13 protein-coding genes are annotated in these 14,643 nt (G+C 70.4%); 4 read left to right on the top strand and 9 right to left on the bottom strand.

What is annotated here, in order from left to right:
• Window position 1 precedes the first annotated feature (1 nt).
• From OHU89_RS42195 to OHU89_RS42175, 5 genes are read right to left on the bottom strand one after another with little or no spacing between them, the layout of a single operon-like run.
• Window positions 2–703: an acetyltransferase gene (locus OHU89_RS42195; RefSeq protein WP_405650460.1), complete on the bottom strand. Its 702-nt coding sequence runs from the start codon at window positions 701–703 to the stop codon at window positions 2–4.
• Window positions 700–1,839: a DegT/DnrJ/EryC1/StrS family aminotransferase gene (locus OHU89_RS42190; protein ID WP_405650459.1), complete on the bottom strand. Its 1,140-nt coding sequence runs from the start codon at window positions 1,837–1,839 to the stop codon at window positions 700–702. The genes OHU89_RS42195 and OHU89_RS42190 overlap by 4 nt, the downstream gene beginning before the upstream one ends.
• Window positions 1,836–2,852, bottom strand: a complete 1,017-nt coding sequence (locus OHU89_RS42185; protein ID WP_266885046.1) for an NAD-dependent epimerase/dehydratase family protein — start codon at window positions 2,850–2,852, stop codon at window positions 1,836–1,838. Before OHU89_RS42185 ends, OHU89_RS42190 begins: the two co-directional genes overlap by 4 nt.
• A 12-nt stretch (window positions 2,853–2,864) precedes the next feature.
• Complete coding sequence (locus OHU89_RS42180) at window positions 2,865–3,920, bottom strand: Gfo/Idh/MocA family protein (protein ID WP_405650456.1); 1,056 nt, start codon at window positions 3,918–3,920, stop codon at window positions 2,865–2,867.
• A gap of 23 nt (window positions 3,921–3,943) precedes the next feature.
• Entirely contained in the window at window positions 3,944–5,383 is a 1,440-nt protein-coding gene (locus tag OHU89_RS42175; RefSeq protein ID WP_405650455.1) for a sugar transferase, read from the bottom strand.
• 254 nt (window positions 5,384–5,637) lie between these two features.
• Here OHU89_RS42175 and OHU89_RS42170 point away from each other — a divergent pair, with 254 nt between their 5' ends.
• The 3 genes from OHU89_RS42170 to OHU89_RS42160 are packed head-to-tail and all read left to right on the top strand — an operon-like array spanning window position 5,638 to window position 8,961.
• Window positions 5,638–6,492: a glycosyltransferase gene (locus OHU89_RS42170; protein WP_405650453.1), complete on the top strand. Its 855-nt coding sequence runs from the start codon at window positions 5,638–5,640 to the stop codon at window positions 6,490–6,492.
• Window positions 6,493–6,517: 25 nt separating this feature from the next.
• Complete coding sequence (locus tag OHU89_RS42165) at window positions 6,518–7,888, top strand: MFS transporter (RefSeq protein ID WP_405650452.1); 1,371 nt, start codon at window positions 6,518–6,520, stop codon at window positions 7,886–7,888.
• 23 nt (window positions 7,889–7,911) lie between these two features.
• On the top strand, window positions 7,912–8,961 hold the full coding sequence (locus OHU89_RS42160; protein ID WP_405650450.1) for a TolB-like translocation protein: 1,050 nt from the start codon (window positions 7,912–7,914) through the stop codon (window positions 8,959–8,961).
• A 27-nt stretch (window positions 8,962–8,988) separates the two neighbouring features.
• Here OHU89_RS42160 and OHU89_RS42155 read toward each other — a convergent pair whose 3' ends face one another.
• From OHU89_RS42155 to OHU89_RS42145, 3 genes are read right to left on the bottom strand one after another with little or no spacing between them, the layout of a single operon-like run.
• Window positions 8,989–10,494 carry a tripartite tricarboxylate transporter permease gene (locus OHU89_RS42155; protein WP_405650448.1) on the bottom strand — a complete coding sequence of 502 codons (1,506 nt, stop codon included), beginning with the start codon at window positions 10,492–10,494 and terminating at the stop codon, window positions 8,989–8,991.
• Between the two features lie 35 nt (window positions 10,495–10,529).
• The gene (locus OHU89_RS42150; protein WP_405650447.1) at window positions 10,530–11,030 is read right to left on the bottom strand and encodes a tripartite tricarboxylate transporter TctB family protein; all 501 of its coding nucleotides are present in this window, start codon (window positions 11,028–11,030) and stop codon (window positions 10,530–10,532) included.
• Entirely contained in the window at window positions 11,030–12,037 is a 1,008-nt protein-coding gene (locus OHU89_RS42145; RefSeq protein ID WP_405650446.1) for a tripartite tricarboxylate transporter substrate binding protein, read from the bottom strand. The genes OHU89_RS42150 and OHU89_RS42145 overlap by 1 nt, the downstream gene beginning before the upstream one ends.
• A gap of 122 nt (window positions 12,038–12,159) precedes the next feature.
• On the opposite strand from OHU89_RS42145, the gene OHU89_RS42140 reads away from it, so the two are divergent.
• Window positions 12,160–13,071, top strand: a complete 912-nt coding sequence (locus OHU89_RS42140) for a LysR family transcriptional regulator (RefSeq protein ID WP_405650444.1) — start codon at window positions 12,160–12,162, stop codon at window positions 13,069–13,071.
• A 148-nt stretch (window positions 13,072–13,219) separates the two neighbouring features.
• Here OHU89_RS42140 and OHU89_RS42135 read toward each other — a convergent pair whose 3' ends face one another.
• Window positions 13,220–14,599, bottom strand: a complete 1,380-nt coding sequence (locus OHU89_RS42135) for an AbfB domain-containing protein (RefSeq protein ID WP_405650443.1) — start codon at window positions 14,597–14,599, stop codon at window positions 13,220–13,222.
• Window positions 14,600–14,643 lie beyond the last annotated feature (44 nt).

The following is a 14,643-nucleotide window of genomic DNA, read 5'->3' as shown; positions in this document are numbered from 1 at the left end:
GTCAGTGGTCCCCCCACTGTTCGTGGCGCGAGCCCTGCCCGCGTCGCAGTTCGTCGAGCGCGGGCGCCTCGGCCGCGCGAAGTCGTCGGGCCGGGCTCCCCACCCAGACCTCGCCCGGCGGAACGTCGCCGAGCACGCTGCTCCCCATCCCGATCTGGGACCAGGCACCGACCGTCGCGCCCTCCCTGACGAGGGCTCCCGAACCCACATAGGCCCCGCGCTCCAGCCGTACGCCCCCGCCCAGGCGGACGCCGGAGGTGAGCGTGGTGTAGTCCTCGACCACGTCGTCATGGGTGAGGACCACGTGCGGCATCACCGCGACCTGCGCGCCCACCCTGACGGCGGCGGTCAGGACGCAGTGCGCGAGCAGGACCGAGCCGGGGCCGACCTCGGAGGTCGCCGACACCACCGCCGTCGGATGGACCACGGTGGCGTAGCGGTCCGCGGGCAGGCCGAGTCGGCGGACCAGCCGGGCGCGGGCCGCGTAGTCCCGGGGGTTGCCCACACAGATCACCACGCGGGCCCCGGGCAGACCGTGGACCAGGTCGCAGTCGCCGAGGACGGGGACACCGTCGACGTCCGTGCCGTGCAGGGCGGGGTTGTCGTCGAGGTGTCCGAGCAGCTTGAGCTCGCCCGCGGCGTGTACGGCCTGTGCGGTCTCCCGGGCGAAGCCGCCCGCGCCGATGATCACCAGTTCGTTCATCTACGGGCCTGTTCCCGCAGGGCCGCCACGACGCGGTCCTGCTGGGCCTCGGTCATCGTGTGGAACAGCGGCAGGATCAGCGAGTCCCGGGTGATCCGCTCGGTGACCGGCAGCGGCACGCGGGGGTGGCCCGCGTAGGCGGGTTCGAGATGCGAGGCCATGATCCCGCGCCGGGCGGAGACACCGGCCTCGGCGAGCGCGGCGAGCAGGTCGTCCCGGCCGACGGGGAAGTCCCCGTCCAACAGCACCCAGTAGGACTGGAAGTTGCTCTGCCCGTGCGCGGGGTCGCGCACGGGGGTGAGGCCGGAAACGTCCCGCAGCAACTCGTCGTAGCGGGCCGCCAGTTCGCGGCGGCGCGCGATCATCGCGTCGAGTTTGCCGAGCTGGACCAGACCGATCGCGGCCTGGACGTCCGTCATCCGGTAGTTGTAGCCGACCTCGAGGTAGCTCTCCAGGACCGGCTTGTTGCTCGCATGGCGGTCCGCCGCGGAGGCGTTCATGCCGTGCTCGCGCAGCCGGCGCAGACGTGCCGCCCACTCGGCGTCGTCGGTGGTGACCATGCCGCCCTCGCCGGTGGTGACGAGCTTGCGGGGGTGGAAGGACCACGCGGCGATCAGCGCGCCGTGTCCGACGGGCTTGCCGCCGACGGTGGAGCCGATGGCGCAGGCCGCGTCCTCCACGAGGGGAAGGTCCCAGTCGGCGCAGGAGGCGCGCAGAGCGTGCACATCGGCCGGCACGCCGCCCTGGTGGACGACGAGGACGGCTTTCGTACGAGGGGTGCGGACCGCGTCGACGGTGGCCGGGGTGAGGTTGCCGGTGGCCGGGTCGACGTCCGCGAACACCGGCTCGGCGCCGACGTACCGTACGGCGTTGGCGGTGGCGATGAACGACAGCGAGGGCACCACGACCTCGTCGCCGGGGCCGAGGCCGAGCGCGACGAGCGACAGGTGCAGGGCGGTGGTGCACGAGCTGACCGCGACGGCGTGCTCGGCGCCCACCCGCTCCGCGAAGGCCCGCTCGAACTCGGCGACCCGGGGGCCCTGGGCGACCCATCCGGACAGCACCGCGTCGGAGGCGGCCTTGGCCTCCTCCTCGCCGAGCCAGGGGATCATCACGGGGATGCGGTCGGTGCTCACTTGGCCGCCTCCCGCTCCGAACGCCACCACTCCACCAGGTCCTTGAGCCCCGTACGCAGATCGATCTGCGCCGTGAACCCGAGCCGCTCGGCGGCCTGCGAGGTGTCCGCGAGCCGCCGGCTCACTCCGTTGACGGCACGGGCCGGCCCGTGCACCGGCTCCAGTCCGGACGCGCCCATCGCCTCCAGCAGACCGTCGGCGAGTTCGCGCAGCGAGGTCTCCGTGCCGGACGCGACGTTGAACACCTCGTCGGTGAGATCCGACTCGGCGGCCAGCACATTGGCCCTGGCGATGTCGCGGACGTCGACGAAGTCCATGGTCTGGGTGCCGTCGCCGAGGATCAGCGGCGGCTCGCCCGACTCGATGCGCTCCATCCAGCGGATGAGCACCTCGGTGTAGAGGCCGTGGATGTCCATCCGCGGGCCGTAGACGTTGAAGTAGCGCAGCGCCACGTAGTCCAGGCCGTACATGGCGTGGAAGCTGCGCAGCATGCCCTCGTTGAAGGCCTTCGCGGCGCCGTAGAACGTGTCGTTGTTGTACGCGTGGTGGCGCTCGGTCGTCGGAAAGGCCTCGGCCATGCCGTAGACGGACGCCGACGACGAGGCGACGACCTTGGTGACGCCGGCCGCGGCCGCCGCCTCCAGGACGTTGAACGTGCCGTCGACCAGCACCTCGTTGGCGAGCCGGGGCTCCTCCGCGCACTGGGTGATACGGATCGCGGCGAGGTGGAACACCAGGTCGGCGCCCTCGGTGACCTTCTTCACGGTGTCGATGTCCCGGATGTCGCCCTCGACGACCTCCACGACACCGCTGGGCAGGGCCCGGGCGAGGTTGGCCCGCCGTCCGCGCACGAAGTTGTCCAGCACCACGATCTCGCGGGCGCCGCCTTCGGCCAGGAGGTCGACGAGGTTGGAGCCGATGGTGCCCGCTCCTCCGGTGACCAGGATCTTCTTGCCTCGTACGCTGCTCAACTGCACTTCCTTCTCACCGGACTTCTCGAGGAATGTCTCCATGCGTGCGAACGGTCAGTGGCCGGCGCGCAGGCCGACGACCGCACCGCGGAACTCCAGGCTGCGGGAGGCCGCTTCGAGGATGTCCAGCACCCTGAGGCCGGCCCGGCCGTCGGTCAGCGGCGCCCGGCGCCGGCGGATCGCGTCGCCGAACTCGTCGACCATGCTGCGCAGCGCCTCCTTCTCGCCGATGGCGGGGGCGACCATGTCGCCGGAGCGGTACGAGATGAGCATGTCCCGGCGTTCGTCCGCGCCGATCTCCTGAGGCGAGGCCAGGTCCACGCCCCGGTCGAAGATCGCCACGCGCTGGGCGGGGTTGAGGTCGTCCCAGACGAGGGTGCGCTTGGAACCGCCCACCATGGTGGTCCGCACCTTGGTCGGCGACAGCCAGTTGACGTGCACGTGGGCGATGGCACCCGTGTTGAGCGTGAGCGTCAGATAGGCCACGCAGGCCTGTCCGGCGCCGATCGGGTCGGCCCCGTGGGCGGCGACGGCGACCGGCTCGACGGTGTCGGGGAGGATGAAGTCCAGGATCGACAGATCGTGCGGGGCCAGGTCCCACAGGACGTCGATGTCCTTCTGGACGAGCCCCAGGTTGATGCGGACCGAGTCGACGAAGTGGATCTCGCCGAGTTCACCGGAGCGAACGAGTTCCCGGATGCGGCCCACCGCGGGCGTGTAGCAGTAGGTGTGGTCGCACATCAGGGTGAGCCCGCGCTCCTCCGCCTCGGTCACCAGGCGCAGCCCGTCGGCGTAGGTCGCCGCAAGGGGCTTCTCCACGAGGACGTGCTTCCCGGCGCGCAGGGCGGCCAGGGCGATGTCGAGGTGGGTGCCGGCGGGTGTGGCCACGGCGACGGCGTCGACGGAGGGGTCGGCGAGGACGGCCGCGTAGTCCGCGGTGGGCCGCACGGTCGAGTAGCCGCCCAGGACCCGCTGGGCCCGCTCCACGTCGAGGTCGCACAGCCAGCGCAGCCTGAAGCGCTCGCTGGCCTGGAAGTTACGGACAAGATTGGGACCCCAGTAGCCGGCCCCGACGACTGCGACTCCCAACGGCTCCGCGGTCTCGGTCACTTGGTTCCTCTTCTTCCGGTCCATCAGTAGGCCCCCGTTCCGCGCACCACCGCGGATCCGGTGCGCGCCAGGATCGACAGGTCCAGGCCCATCGACCAGTTGTCCACGTATCCGAGATCGAGCCGGACCGCCTCGTCCCAGGGCAGGTCGGAGCGGCCGCTGACCTGCCACAGCCCGGTGAGGCCGGGTTTCACGAGCAGCCGCCGCTTGACCTCCGACGGGTACTCCTCCACCTCCTCGGGCAGGGACGGGCGGGGGCCGACGAGCGACATGTGTCCGCCGATCACATTGAGCAGCTGCGGCAGTTCGTCGAGCGAGGTGCGGCGCAGGAAGGAACCGACCCGGGTGATCCGCGGGTCCTCCTTCACCTTGAACAGCAGGCCGTCGCTGTTCTGGTTGAGGTGTTCCAACTCGGTCCGCAGGGCTTCCGAGTCGGGTCGCATCGTGCGGAACTTGAACATGGTGAAGTGATCGCCGAACCGGCCCACCCGCTGTTGTCTGAAGAGTGCGGGGCCGGAGCTGTCCAGCCGGACGATCAGGGCGATCGCCAGCATGGGCAGGGCGAGGAGGAACAGGAGCACCGCCGCGAGCGCGCGGTCCAGGAGTTCCTTGGGCAGCCGGGAGAGCCGGGAGAGGTTCGGCGCCTGGATCCGCATCAGCGGCACCCCGTTGGTGGGCCGTACGGTCAGCCGGGCGGCGGAGACGTCGGCCAGCACGGGGGCGAGCAGGAAGTCGACGCCCTGCACGGCGGCCGTCCAGGAAATGCGGCGCAGTACGGAGGCGTCGTACTCGGGCGCGGGCAGCACCACGACGGTGCCGATGCCCAGGGCCCGGATGACGTCGTCCATGGTGTCGACCCCGCCGAGGACCGGGAGCCCGAGCCTGCGGATCTCCGCCGCGTTCTGCGGGTCGCTCAGGCACACCCCGGCGGCCTGCAGTTCCTGGACTCCGCCGCGCCGCAGCACGGCGACCAGTTCCACGATGCCGTGCGACGGACCGACCAGGAGGGTCGCGCTCCCGCCCCGCTCCCGGGCCCATCGCCGGTGCAGGCGGCGACGCAGCGCGTACCGGACCAGCAGGGCAAGGGCGGCGGCCGGCACTGCGGCCATGGTCATGTCATGGAAGAGGCCCGGGTCCTGCGTGAACGTCCAGTGCGCGACGGCGGCCAGCGCCGGCAGGGCGACAGCGCCCCGGAGCACACGCCGGTACTCCTCGGTTCCCAGTCCCAAGGCCCTGCGGTCGTAGGACCGGTGGGCCGCCATGGCCGCGAGCCACACCGGGGGCAGCACCAGAGCCACCGCCCAGCGGCCGTACACCGCGTGGATCACCAGAGCCGCGACGACGGCCGCGAGGCCGTCAGCGACCAGCAGGACTATCCGGTACTTCTTTTCCCAAGGTCTTCGGCGGTCTTGTGGATTCCTGCGTTCCACATCCAGTTGCTCATGCGTGACCTCAATGGTCATGCGCCCCCCACCACGTGCGCGGTTACCCCTGACCGAACACCGATGTACCCCCGGCACAACGGCAGATGAAAGAAAGAAGCCTCAGCGGTTCCCCAACCGCCGCATGTCCCCTACATGTTGGCCCGTGCCTCGCGGCCTCGCATTCCCCACCCAAACCGGCTCGGCGGCCCTCAATCTAGACCACCGGACACAGTCACGGGAACAGTTGGACGAAACACACATCGCATTAGTGACATCGACTGCATACTGCCCAGGTGACGAGCATCGTGATCCCGGCCCACAACGAAGCGCAAGTCATCGCCCGGTTACTGGATTCACTTCTGGCCGATTCCGAATCCCGCGAGGATGAAACCGACATCGTGGTCGTATGCAATGGCTGCACGGACGACACCGCGCGGATCGCGGCCGCCCGCGGCCCACGTGTGCGGGTGGTCGAGATCCCCGTCCCGTCCAAGCACGCCGCCCTGCGGGCCGGTGACGATCACGCACGCGGCTTCCCCCGCGTCTACGTGGACGCCGACGTCGTGATCACGGGAGCCGACGTACGAGCACTGACCGAACCCCTGGACGACGGCGCCTCGGGCATCCTCGCCACCGCGCCCGAACGGCGGATCCCCCTGGACGGCTGCGCCTGGCGGGTGCGCGCCTACTACCAGGTGTGGCAGCAACTGCCGGTCGTGCGCGAGGGGTTGTTCGGCCGGGGCGTCATCGCGGTCTCCAAGGCCGGACACGCCCGGATCGCCGCGCTGCCGCCGCTGATGGCGGACGACCTGGCCGCGTCCCTGGCGTTCGCCCCCGCGGAGCGGCTCGTGGTCGGCGCCGCCGGAGTCGTCGTCCGTCCGCCGCGTACGTGGCCGGATCTGATCAATCGGCGGATCCGGGCCGCGGTCTCCACCACCCAGGTCGAGCAGCATCGGGGACCGGAGGAGGCCACCGCCCGCACGAGCAAGGCGGATCTCTCAGCCCTGCTCCGCAGGGAGCCGAAGCTCCTCCCGGCGGTCCTGGTCTTCGTCGCCGCGGCGGTCGTCGCCCGACGCAAGGCCAAGAAGGCCGTCAGGGCCCAGGACTTCGGCACCTGGCTGCGGGACGAGAGCAGCCGGCAGAACTGAACGCAGCGCACCTGGAGTCCTGGACATGTACCTCACCGACCGCTCCGCACCAGCCGGGGCGGACACCGAGCGGGGCCGAAGACGCGGCCTGCGGCCCAAGGTCGCCCCGGTCGTGCTCGTGCTGGGCACGGTCAGCCTCATCACCGACATCTCCTCGGAGATGGTCACCGCCGTCCTGCCGCTCTACCTCGTCACCACACTCGGCTTCAGTCCACTGGGATTCGGCGCCCTCGACGGCGTCTACAACGGCGTCAGCGCGCTGGTCCAGCTCACCGGCGGTCACCTCGCCGACCGCGTCCGCAACCACAAGCTGATCGCCGGGCTCGGATACGGCCTGTCCGCGCTGTGCAAACCGCTGCTCCTGCTCACGAGCAGCATCGGCGCGCTCGGCACAGTCCTCGCCCTGGACCGCACCGGCAAGGGCCTGCGCACCGCCCCGCGCGACGCGATGATCTCCCTGTCCACACCGTCCGACCGCCAGGGCCGGGCCTTCGGCATCCACCGGGCGATGGACACCACCGGCGCGATGCTCGGCCCGCTGGCGGCGTTCCTCATCCTGAACGCGGCGGCCGACGGCTACGACGCCGTGTTCGGGGTGAGCGCGTGCGTGGCCGTGCTCGGCGTGGTCGTCCTGGTGCTGTTCGTACCGGGCAGACGCCAGGACACTCGGCCCGACGGGGCAGGCGCACGGCTGGACGCCCCGCGCGACGGCGCAGCCACGCGGCAGGACATCGCGCCGCCCAGGCCAGGCACACACCAGGGCACTCCCCCCGATGCAGCGGGCGCGCCGCAGGGCAGGCCGCCCGTCCGCGTCCGCGAGGCGCTCGCCCTGCTCCGTCTGCCGCGGCTGCGGGCCCTCGCCGGCTGTGCCGCGCTGCTCGGGCTGACCACCGTCAGCGACGCCTTCGTCTACCTGCTCCTGCAACGGCGCGCGGGCCTCGACGAGGAGTGGTTCCCGCTGCTGCCGCTGGGCACCGCCGTCGTCTTCCTGCTGCTGGCCGTACCCCTCGGCGCGCTGGCCGACCGGGTCGGACGGCACACCGTGTTCCTCGCCGGGCACATGGCCCTGCTCACCGCCTACGCGCTGCTGCTGTGGGCCCCGGCCACACCCGCCCTGCCCTTCCTCGTCCTCGCCCTGCACGGCGTCTTCTACGCCGCCACCGACGGGGTGCTGCCCGCCGCCCTGGCCGCCACGGTGCCCGAGCATCTGCGTGCCAGCGGTCTCGCCATCGTCGGCACCAGTCAGGCGTTGGCCCGGTTCTGCTGCTCGCTGGGGTTCGGCGCCGCCTGGACGATGTGGGGCTACGGCCCGGCGCTGGCCGGCTCCGCGGTCGGACTGCTGTGCTGCGCGGTCGTCGCGGGCCTGGTGCTGAGGCCGACGGGCGGCACCCGATGACCACCACGGCGAAGGGGGACCCGATGACGACTCCGGCGAAGAGGAACCAGATGACACCGCTCCGCCGCCGCCTGATCGTCCTCGTCACGGCGGTGCTGCTGCTCGCGGGGCTGGGGACCGGCATGGTCCTGCGCGCCGCCGACCGCGCGGACCGGGCGAACCGGCCGCAGGCGGGCGGCCCCTCCGTCAGCGGGGGCAAGGTGACGCTCGGTCAGAAGGACCGGCTGATGTTCGTCAACGCGGCCGCCGGCCCGCACCGCACCGCGGTCGCCTCGGTCCCGTCCACCGAGCCCGAGAGCGGGCGGACCGCCTCGGACCTGAAGTGCGCGCGCTTCTACGCGGCCGCCGGCACGGGCGTGTGCCTCCAGTCCGACACCGGTGTCCTCAAGCAGAACAACCGGGCCCTGCTCCTGGACGCCGACCTCCGTACCCGGCACACCTACTCGCTCGCGGGCACCCCCAGCCGGGCCCGGGTCTCCCCCAGCGGCCGCTTCGTCGCCTGGACCGTCTTCGTCTCGGGCGAGTCCTACGCGTCCGCGTTCTTCTCCACCAGGACCTCGATCCTGGACACCCGCACCATGAAGCTGATCCCCAGCCTGGAGACGTTCTCCATCGAGCTGGACGGCAGGTCCTACAAGGCGGCGGACGTCAACTTCTGGGGTGTCACCTTCGCCACGGACGACGACACCTTCTACGCGACCCTGAACACGGACAACAAGACCTACCTGGTCCGCGGTTCGATCTCCCGGCAGACGGTGACGACCCTGATCGAGAACGTGGAGTGCCCGTCCCTCTCCCCCGACGGGACCCGGGTCGCCTTCAAGAAGCGGGTGCTGTCGCGTACCGACCTCTGGCGCGAATACGTCCTCGACCTGCGCACCCTGAAAGAGACGTCCCTGGCCGAACGCCACAGCGTCGACGACCAGGCCACCTGGCTGGACGACGAAACCGTCGCCTACGCGCTGCCCGCCGAAGGCGAGGTCGGCACCAGCGACCTGTGGAGCGTGCCCGCGAACGGCACGGGCACGCCCCGTCTGCTGATCGCCGGTGCCTCTTCCCCGGCGCCGCTGTAGACCCGGCCCGACGAGGCGGTCACACCGTCACACCGTCTCCTTGTCCCGGTCGGAAGACGCCTTGCGGTGGTGCCAGGCCTTGCGTACGGCGGGAGTCAGCGCCACGGCGAGGAACAGCACGAGCAGGGTTCCGGAGATCGGGCGGGTGGCGAAACCGCTCGGGTCCCCGTCGAACAGCAGCAACGAGCGGCGCAGCGAGGTCTCCAGCAGGGATCCCAGGACGAAGGCCAGCACGAGCGGGCCCGGGTCGAAGCCGAGCTTCTTCATCAGGTATCCGATGGCACCGAAGAAGACCACCAGACCCATGTCGAAGACGCTGTTGTTGACGGTGTACGCGCCGATGAGCGTGATGAGCACCGTGATCGGGGCGAGGATCGACGGCCGTATCCGCAGGATGCGCACGAACAGCCCGACCAGCGGGATGCTCATGATCAGCAGGAGGATGTTCCCGAGGTACATCGAGTTGACGACGCCCCAGAACAGCTCGGGATGCTCGGTGACGAGCTGGGGGCCCGGGGTGATGCCCTGGATCAGCAGGGCGCCGAAGATGACCGCCATGGTGGCGTTGGCGGGTAGGCCCAGGGACAGCAGCGGGATGAACGACGAGGTGGCGGCCGCGTTGTTGGCGGTCTCCGGGGCGGCCACCCCTTCGACGGCGCCGTGGCCGAACCGCTCGGGATGGCGTGATCTGCGTTTCTCCAGGGCGTAGGCGGCGAGCGAGGCGAGGACCGCGCCGCCTCCGGGGAGGATGCCGAGGAGGAAGCCGAGGACGCCGCCGCGGCCGATGGCTCCGGAGGACTGCCGCAGGTCGGTCCGGCTCGGCCAGACGTTGGCGACGACGGTCGGTGCGTGCACGGCGCGGTGGCGCTCCTCCAGGGCGTGGAGGATCTCGCCGAGGCCGAAGAGGCCCATGGCGATCGGCACGAAGTCCAGGCCGTCGGCGAGCGACAGGCTGTCGAACGTGAAGCGTTCGGTGCTGGTGAATCCGTCGCGCCCCACGGTGGCCAGGAGCAGGCCGACGGTCGCGGCGATCAGGGCCTTGAGCAGGCCGCCGTTGGAGACCGTGGCCACGAGCAGGATGCCGATCAGGGCCAGCAGCGTGTATTCGGGCGGGCCGAAGTCCAGGGCGAACTCGGAGACCAGGGGCGCGACCAGGGTCAGTGCGATGACCGAGAGGGTTCCTCCGACGAAGGAGCCGATCGCGGCGATGCCCAGGGCCGTGCCCGCCCGGCCCTGAAGGGCGAGTGCGTGTCCGTCGAAGACGGTCACCACCGAGGACGCCTCGCCCGGCAGACGCAGGAGCACGGAGGTGACGGTGCCGCCGTACTGCGCGCCGTAGAAGATGCCCGCCAGCATGATGATCGCGGTCACGGGTTCGATGCCCAGGGTGACCGGAAGAAGGATGGCGATGGTCGCGGCCGGTCCCAGACCGGGCAGGACACCGACCAGCATGCCGATGAGCACGCCGATGAGGCAGTACAGAAGGTTGGCCGGTTCGAGCACGACGGCGAAGCCGTCGAGCACGGGGGACATGTCCAACTGGCCTCCCAGGCAGGGGCGGTATCGGGTCAGAACAGGTGAGGGACGGTGACCTCGAGCGCGCCGACGAACAGCACGTAGAGGGCGATGGTGAGGCCGAGACTGACGGTGGTGGAGGTCCGCCAGCTCTCCCGTCCGAGCACGCGGAGCCAGAAGAAGGCCAGGAGCGCCGCGGGGATCTCGAAGCCGATGACGCCGACGAGCGCCACGAACGCGACCATGCTGCCGACGGCCACGAGGACGTGCAGGCCGGTGCGGGTGAACTGCTCGGCGTCGTCCATGTGCCGGGCGCGGGCGGCCAGGAGGACGCCGAGGGCGGTCAGTGCCGCGCTCACGAGGGCGGGCCAGGTGCCGGGGCCCGGCTTGGCGGGGCTCCCGACGCCCAGGTTCAGCGCCCCCGTGAGCGTGGTGGCGCCGAGTGCAACGACGACGAGGGCCGTGACGAGCTGGGTCACCGGGCCCGCCGCCGGTGGCCGGTTCTCGTCGACGGGCTCACCTGCGGCCGACGGGGTGTCCGTGGGCGAGTTCATCAGTTCTCGCTCAGGTCGATCTTGTACTGGCCGACGAGGTCGCGGTAGTTCTTCAGCGCGCCCGTCCACTGGCCGAGCACGGTGGGACCGTCGACCTCGTTGGGAGTGAGCAGCCGCTGGGTGTTGAAGTCCTTGTACCCGGCGGTGGCGAACGCCTTCCGGAACGCTGTGCGCAGCCGCGCCACGACATCCTCGGGGGTGCCCTTGGGGACGACGATCGAGCGTGACTGCTGGACGGGGACGTCGTAGCCCGCCTCGACGGCCGTCGGGGTGTCCGGCATGTACGAGGGCCGCTTCTCCGCGAACGTCACCAGCGGGGTCACCTTGCCGGCCTCGATCTGGGGTTGGGCCTCGCCGAGCTGGATGGAGGCGACGTCGACCTGGCCGCCCATGACCGCGGTGAGGGTGGGGGCGCCGCCGTCGAAGGGCACGGCGGTGGCGTCGACCTCGGCCTGGGAGAACAGCAGTGCCTGGCTGAGATGGCTGCCCGTACCGACGCCGGTGGTGCCGTACTTGACTGCCTGATCGGCGTCGACGATGTCCTTGACCGTCTTGAAGCCCGACTTGGCGCTGGCGACGAGGACGTAGTCGTCCTGGGAGAGGCCGGTGACGACCTCGTAGTCCTTGATGTCGACGGCTTCGTCGGCCGGGACGGCCAGCGGGGTGATGTAGGCCAGGGAGCCCACGAAGACCATCGCCGTGTAGCCGTCCGCCTCGGCCCCGGCGAGCTCCTTCGCGGCGAGGGCGCCATTGGCACCGGGCTTGTTGAGCACGGTGATGGTCTGCCCGAGGTCGGAGCCCGCGGGATCGGCGGCCGCTCGCGCGATCAGGTCGGTGCTGCCGCCGGCGTCCTGGCCGACGAGGAGGGTGATCCCGCGCTCCGGGAAGGCGGCGTCGTCCCCGGACTTCTGATCCCCGACGTTCCCACCGCAGCCGGCCAGCGCGAGTGCGGCGGCGAGCATGGCAGCCGCTGCGATGCGGGGGCGCACCCCGAGCCTTTTCTGCATGAGATCTCCTCAGGCGCGATGTGGGGGGGGTGGATCGTGCCGGGTTCACGGCGTCGCGCAGCCTAGGATCACCCTTCATGCCTGTCCAACTCCCTTAGTGCATCGGCTGATACCTTCTGTGCATGGGGTACACCCTGGAGCAGCTTCGCGGACTGGTCGCCGTTGCCGAGGAGTTGCACTTCGGCCGGGCGGCCGCGCGACTGCGGATCACCCAGCCGCCGTTGAGCCGCCAGATACAGAAGCTCGAGGCTGCCGTCGGCGTCCAGCTGCTGGAGCGCGACAACCGTCCCGTGGCACTGACTCCGGCCGGTGAGGCCTTTCTTGTCGAGGCGCGACGGATCCTGGCCATCGCCGAGGCGGCGCCGCATCTGGCGCAGCGCATCCACTCGGGATCGCGCGGTGTGGTCCGGCTCGGCTTCACCGCGGCTTCGACGTTCGGCACACTCGGCCACATCCTCAACGCGCTCGAAGAGCAGTTGCCGCAAGTGCGCATCGAGCTCCACGAGATGGTCACCCGCGAGCAGATCGCGGCGCTGGCGGGCGAGGAACTCGATCTGGGCCTCGCCCGCCCGCCGTTCGACTCCGAGCTCTTCGCGTCCCGGCTGCTCCAGCGGGAGGCGCTGCTGCTCGCGGTGCCCGCGGGGCACAGGCTGGCCGGTCTGGGCCGGCCGGTGCGCGCCGAGGACCTCACCGGGGAGCCGCTGATCTTCCACTCACAGCAAAAGGCCCGGTACTTCTACGACTTGATGGTGAGTCTGGTCCAGGTGGCACAGGAGCGCGTGGTGCACAGCGTCAGTCAGGTACTCACGATGCTGTGGCTGGTGTCGGCCGACCGCGGTGTCGCCTTCGTCCCTGCCTCCGCCGCGTTGCTCGGCATCCCCGACGTCGCGTTCGTGCCGCTGGCCACGCAGATTCCCGAACCGGTGGAACTGCATCTGCTGTGGCCCCGGCACTCACGCAATCCCGCACTCGCCCGTGTCCTGCTCGCCCTTGAGGACATCAGCCCCGAGTCCCCGTACCCGCACCGGACTTGACAGCCGAGTACGGGATGTGAACCGTCGTGGGTCAGCGGCCAGGTCACGGACACCGACGGCAACCCGGTCGCCGGGGCCCGTGGCGAGGTGGGGGAGGCCGACGACGGCCGCTACCGGTTCTGGGGGCCCACGTCAACAGGTGTGCAGGTCAGGCCCAGGCCGTCACCGGCGTGAACGAGCTGTCCTGACGGAAGGTGTCCGTGCCGTCCGAACGATCCACCCGCAGCTGGTAGCTGTAGTGGCGCAGGTAGTAACCGGGGTAGTTGTACGACTCGAAGCGAATCGAGCCGCTCGCCGTTCCCGTCCGGGCGACGAACGTCGCGTCCTTGGCGAACGTCGACGTGCCGTCGTTCGCGTCGAAGCGGGCGCGGAAGTCCCAGTGGCGCAGGTACTTGCCGGAGGAGTCGCGGAAGGAGTAGCCGTTGGAGTCGGCGAGGCCGGCCACGACGGTGAAGGTCGACGCCGTCTTCTCGGCGGTGGTGCTGGAGCTGGTCACCACCGGGAGGTTGAGCAGGGAGGACTGTGTCTGCCAGTAACGGGTGGAGTAGTTGGCCGACTGGAAGGACCGCGTGACGTTCTTCGCCAGGCTCGGGCCGCCCGTCACCGTCTCCTTGATCACCGTGAAGTGACGGGCCGTACCGGAGACCACGGGCAGGGCCGCCGGGGCGGACCAGGTCGCGAAGGTGTCGTAGCTGTCGCTGTAGTAGTAGTTGCCGTCGCCGTAGCCGTCGAAGAAGAGCCGCCAGGCGCCGTTGTCGAGCTGGACGAGCGCCGGACCCTCGCGGTAGCTGCCCCAGCCGGCCCAGTCGCCGGTCCTGGAGATCGTGTAGGGGCCGGTCAGCGAGGAGGCCGTCGCGTACTCGATGTACTTGGTCGTCTCGTTCTTCGTGAACGCGTGGTACGTCGAGCCGATCTTCACGAGGAACGTGTCGATGTGGTTCGAGCCGATGCCGGAGAGGGCCACCGGTGAACTCCACGCGGTCAGCGCGGAGTTCGTCGCCTTCAGCAGATACGGCGTGAAGATCCACTCGTCGCTGGTGACCGAGCAGGACACGATGACGCTCACGCTGCCGTCGCTGTCGACGAACCACTCCGGCGCCCACGCCCGGGACAGATTGGTGATCGGGACCGTGTAGTCGTACAGGAAGGTCCAGTTGACCCGGTCGGAGCTGCGGGCGAAGCCGATCGTGGTGCTGGCGTCCTGCCAGGTGTGGGTGGTGTAGGTGATGTAGTAGTAGCCGTTGGTGTGCTTGAAGATGCTGGCGTCGCGGATTCTGTTGCTCGGCGGGGTGTAGGCCGAGGACTTCAGCAGCCGGAAGTCGAGGGCGTCGTCCGACTGGTAGACGTTCACCGTGCCGTCGTTGCTGTTGAGGAACGGCACGATGGTGTAGCGGGTCGCGGAGCCGCTCGGCGGGGCGGCGGCGAAGGCCGCGCCGGGCAGGCCGCCCATCAGCACGGCCGAGGCGGGCAGGGCCGCCATCGCACGCAGCAGGGTACGACGGGACGGTGCGGGGGGTCGTGTGGTCACGGGCGGCTCTCCCTCGGACAAACAAACAACGCGGCTCTAATGTC

The sequence above is a fragment of the Streptomyces sp. NBC_00019 genome (assembly GCF_045041015.1).
Lineage (GTDB): Bacteria > Actinomycetota > Actinomycetes > Streptomycetales > Streptomycetaceae > Streptomyces.
This window is presented reverse-complemented; position numbering and strand designations above follow the sequence as displayed.

Excerpts from the sequence above, each read along its gene's own strand:
- OHU89_RS42185 (WP_266885046.1), bottom strand. The coding sequence starts at position 2,852 with ATGGAGACATTCCTCGAGAAGTCCGGTGAGAAGGAAGTGCAGTTGAGC.
- OHU89_RS42145 (WP_405650446.1), bottom strand. The coding sequence starts at position 12,037 with ATGCAGAAAAGGCTCGGGGTGCGCCCCCGCATCGCAGCGGCTGCCATG.
- OHU89_RS42140 (WP_405650444.1), top strand. The coding sequence starts at position 12,160 with ATGGGGTACACCCTGGAGCAGCTTCGCGGACTGGTCGCCGTTGCCGAG.
- OHU89_RS42195 (WP_405650460.1), bottom strand. The coding sequence starts at position 703 with ATGAACGAACTGGTGATCATCGGCGCGGGCGGCTTCGCCCGGGAGACC.
- OHU89_RS42155 (WP_405650448.1), bottom strand. The coding sequence starts at position 10,494 with ATGTCCCCCGTGCTCGACGGCTTCGCCGTCGTGCTCGAACCGGCCAAC.
- OHU89_RS42150 (WP_405650447.1), bottom strand. The coding sequence starts at position 11,030 with ATGAACTCGCCCACGGACACCCCGTCGGCCGCAGGTGAGCCCGTCGAC.
- OHU89_RS42160 (WP_405650450.1), top strand. The coding sequence starts at position 7,912 with ATGACGACTCCGGCGAAGAGGAACCAGATGACACCGCTCCGCCGCCGC.
- OHU89_RS42175 (WP_405650455.1), bottom strand. The coding sequence starts at position 5,383 with ATGACCATTGAGGTCACGCATGAGCAACTGGATGTGGAACGCAGGAAT.
- OHU89_RS42165 (WP_405650452.1), top strand. The coding sequence starts at position 6,518 with ATGTACCTCACCGACCGCTCCGCACCAGCCGGGGCGGACACCGAGCGG.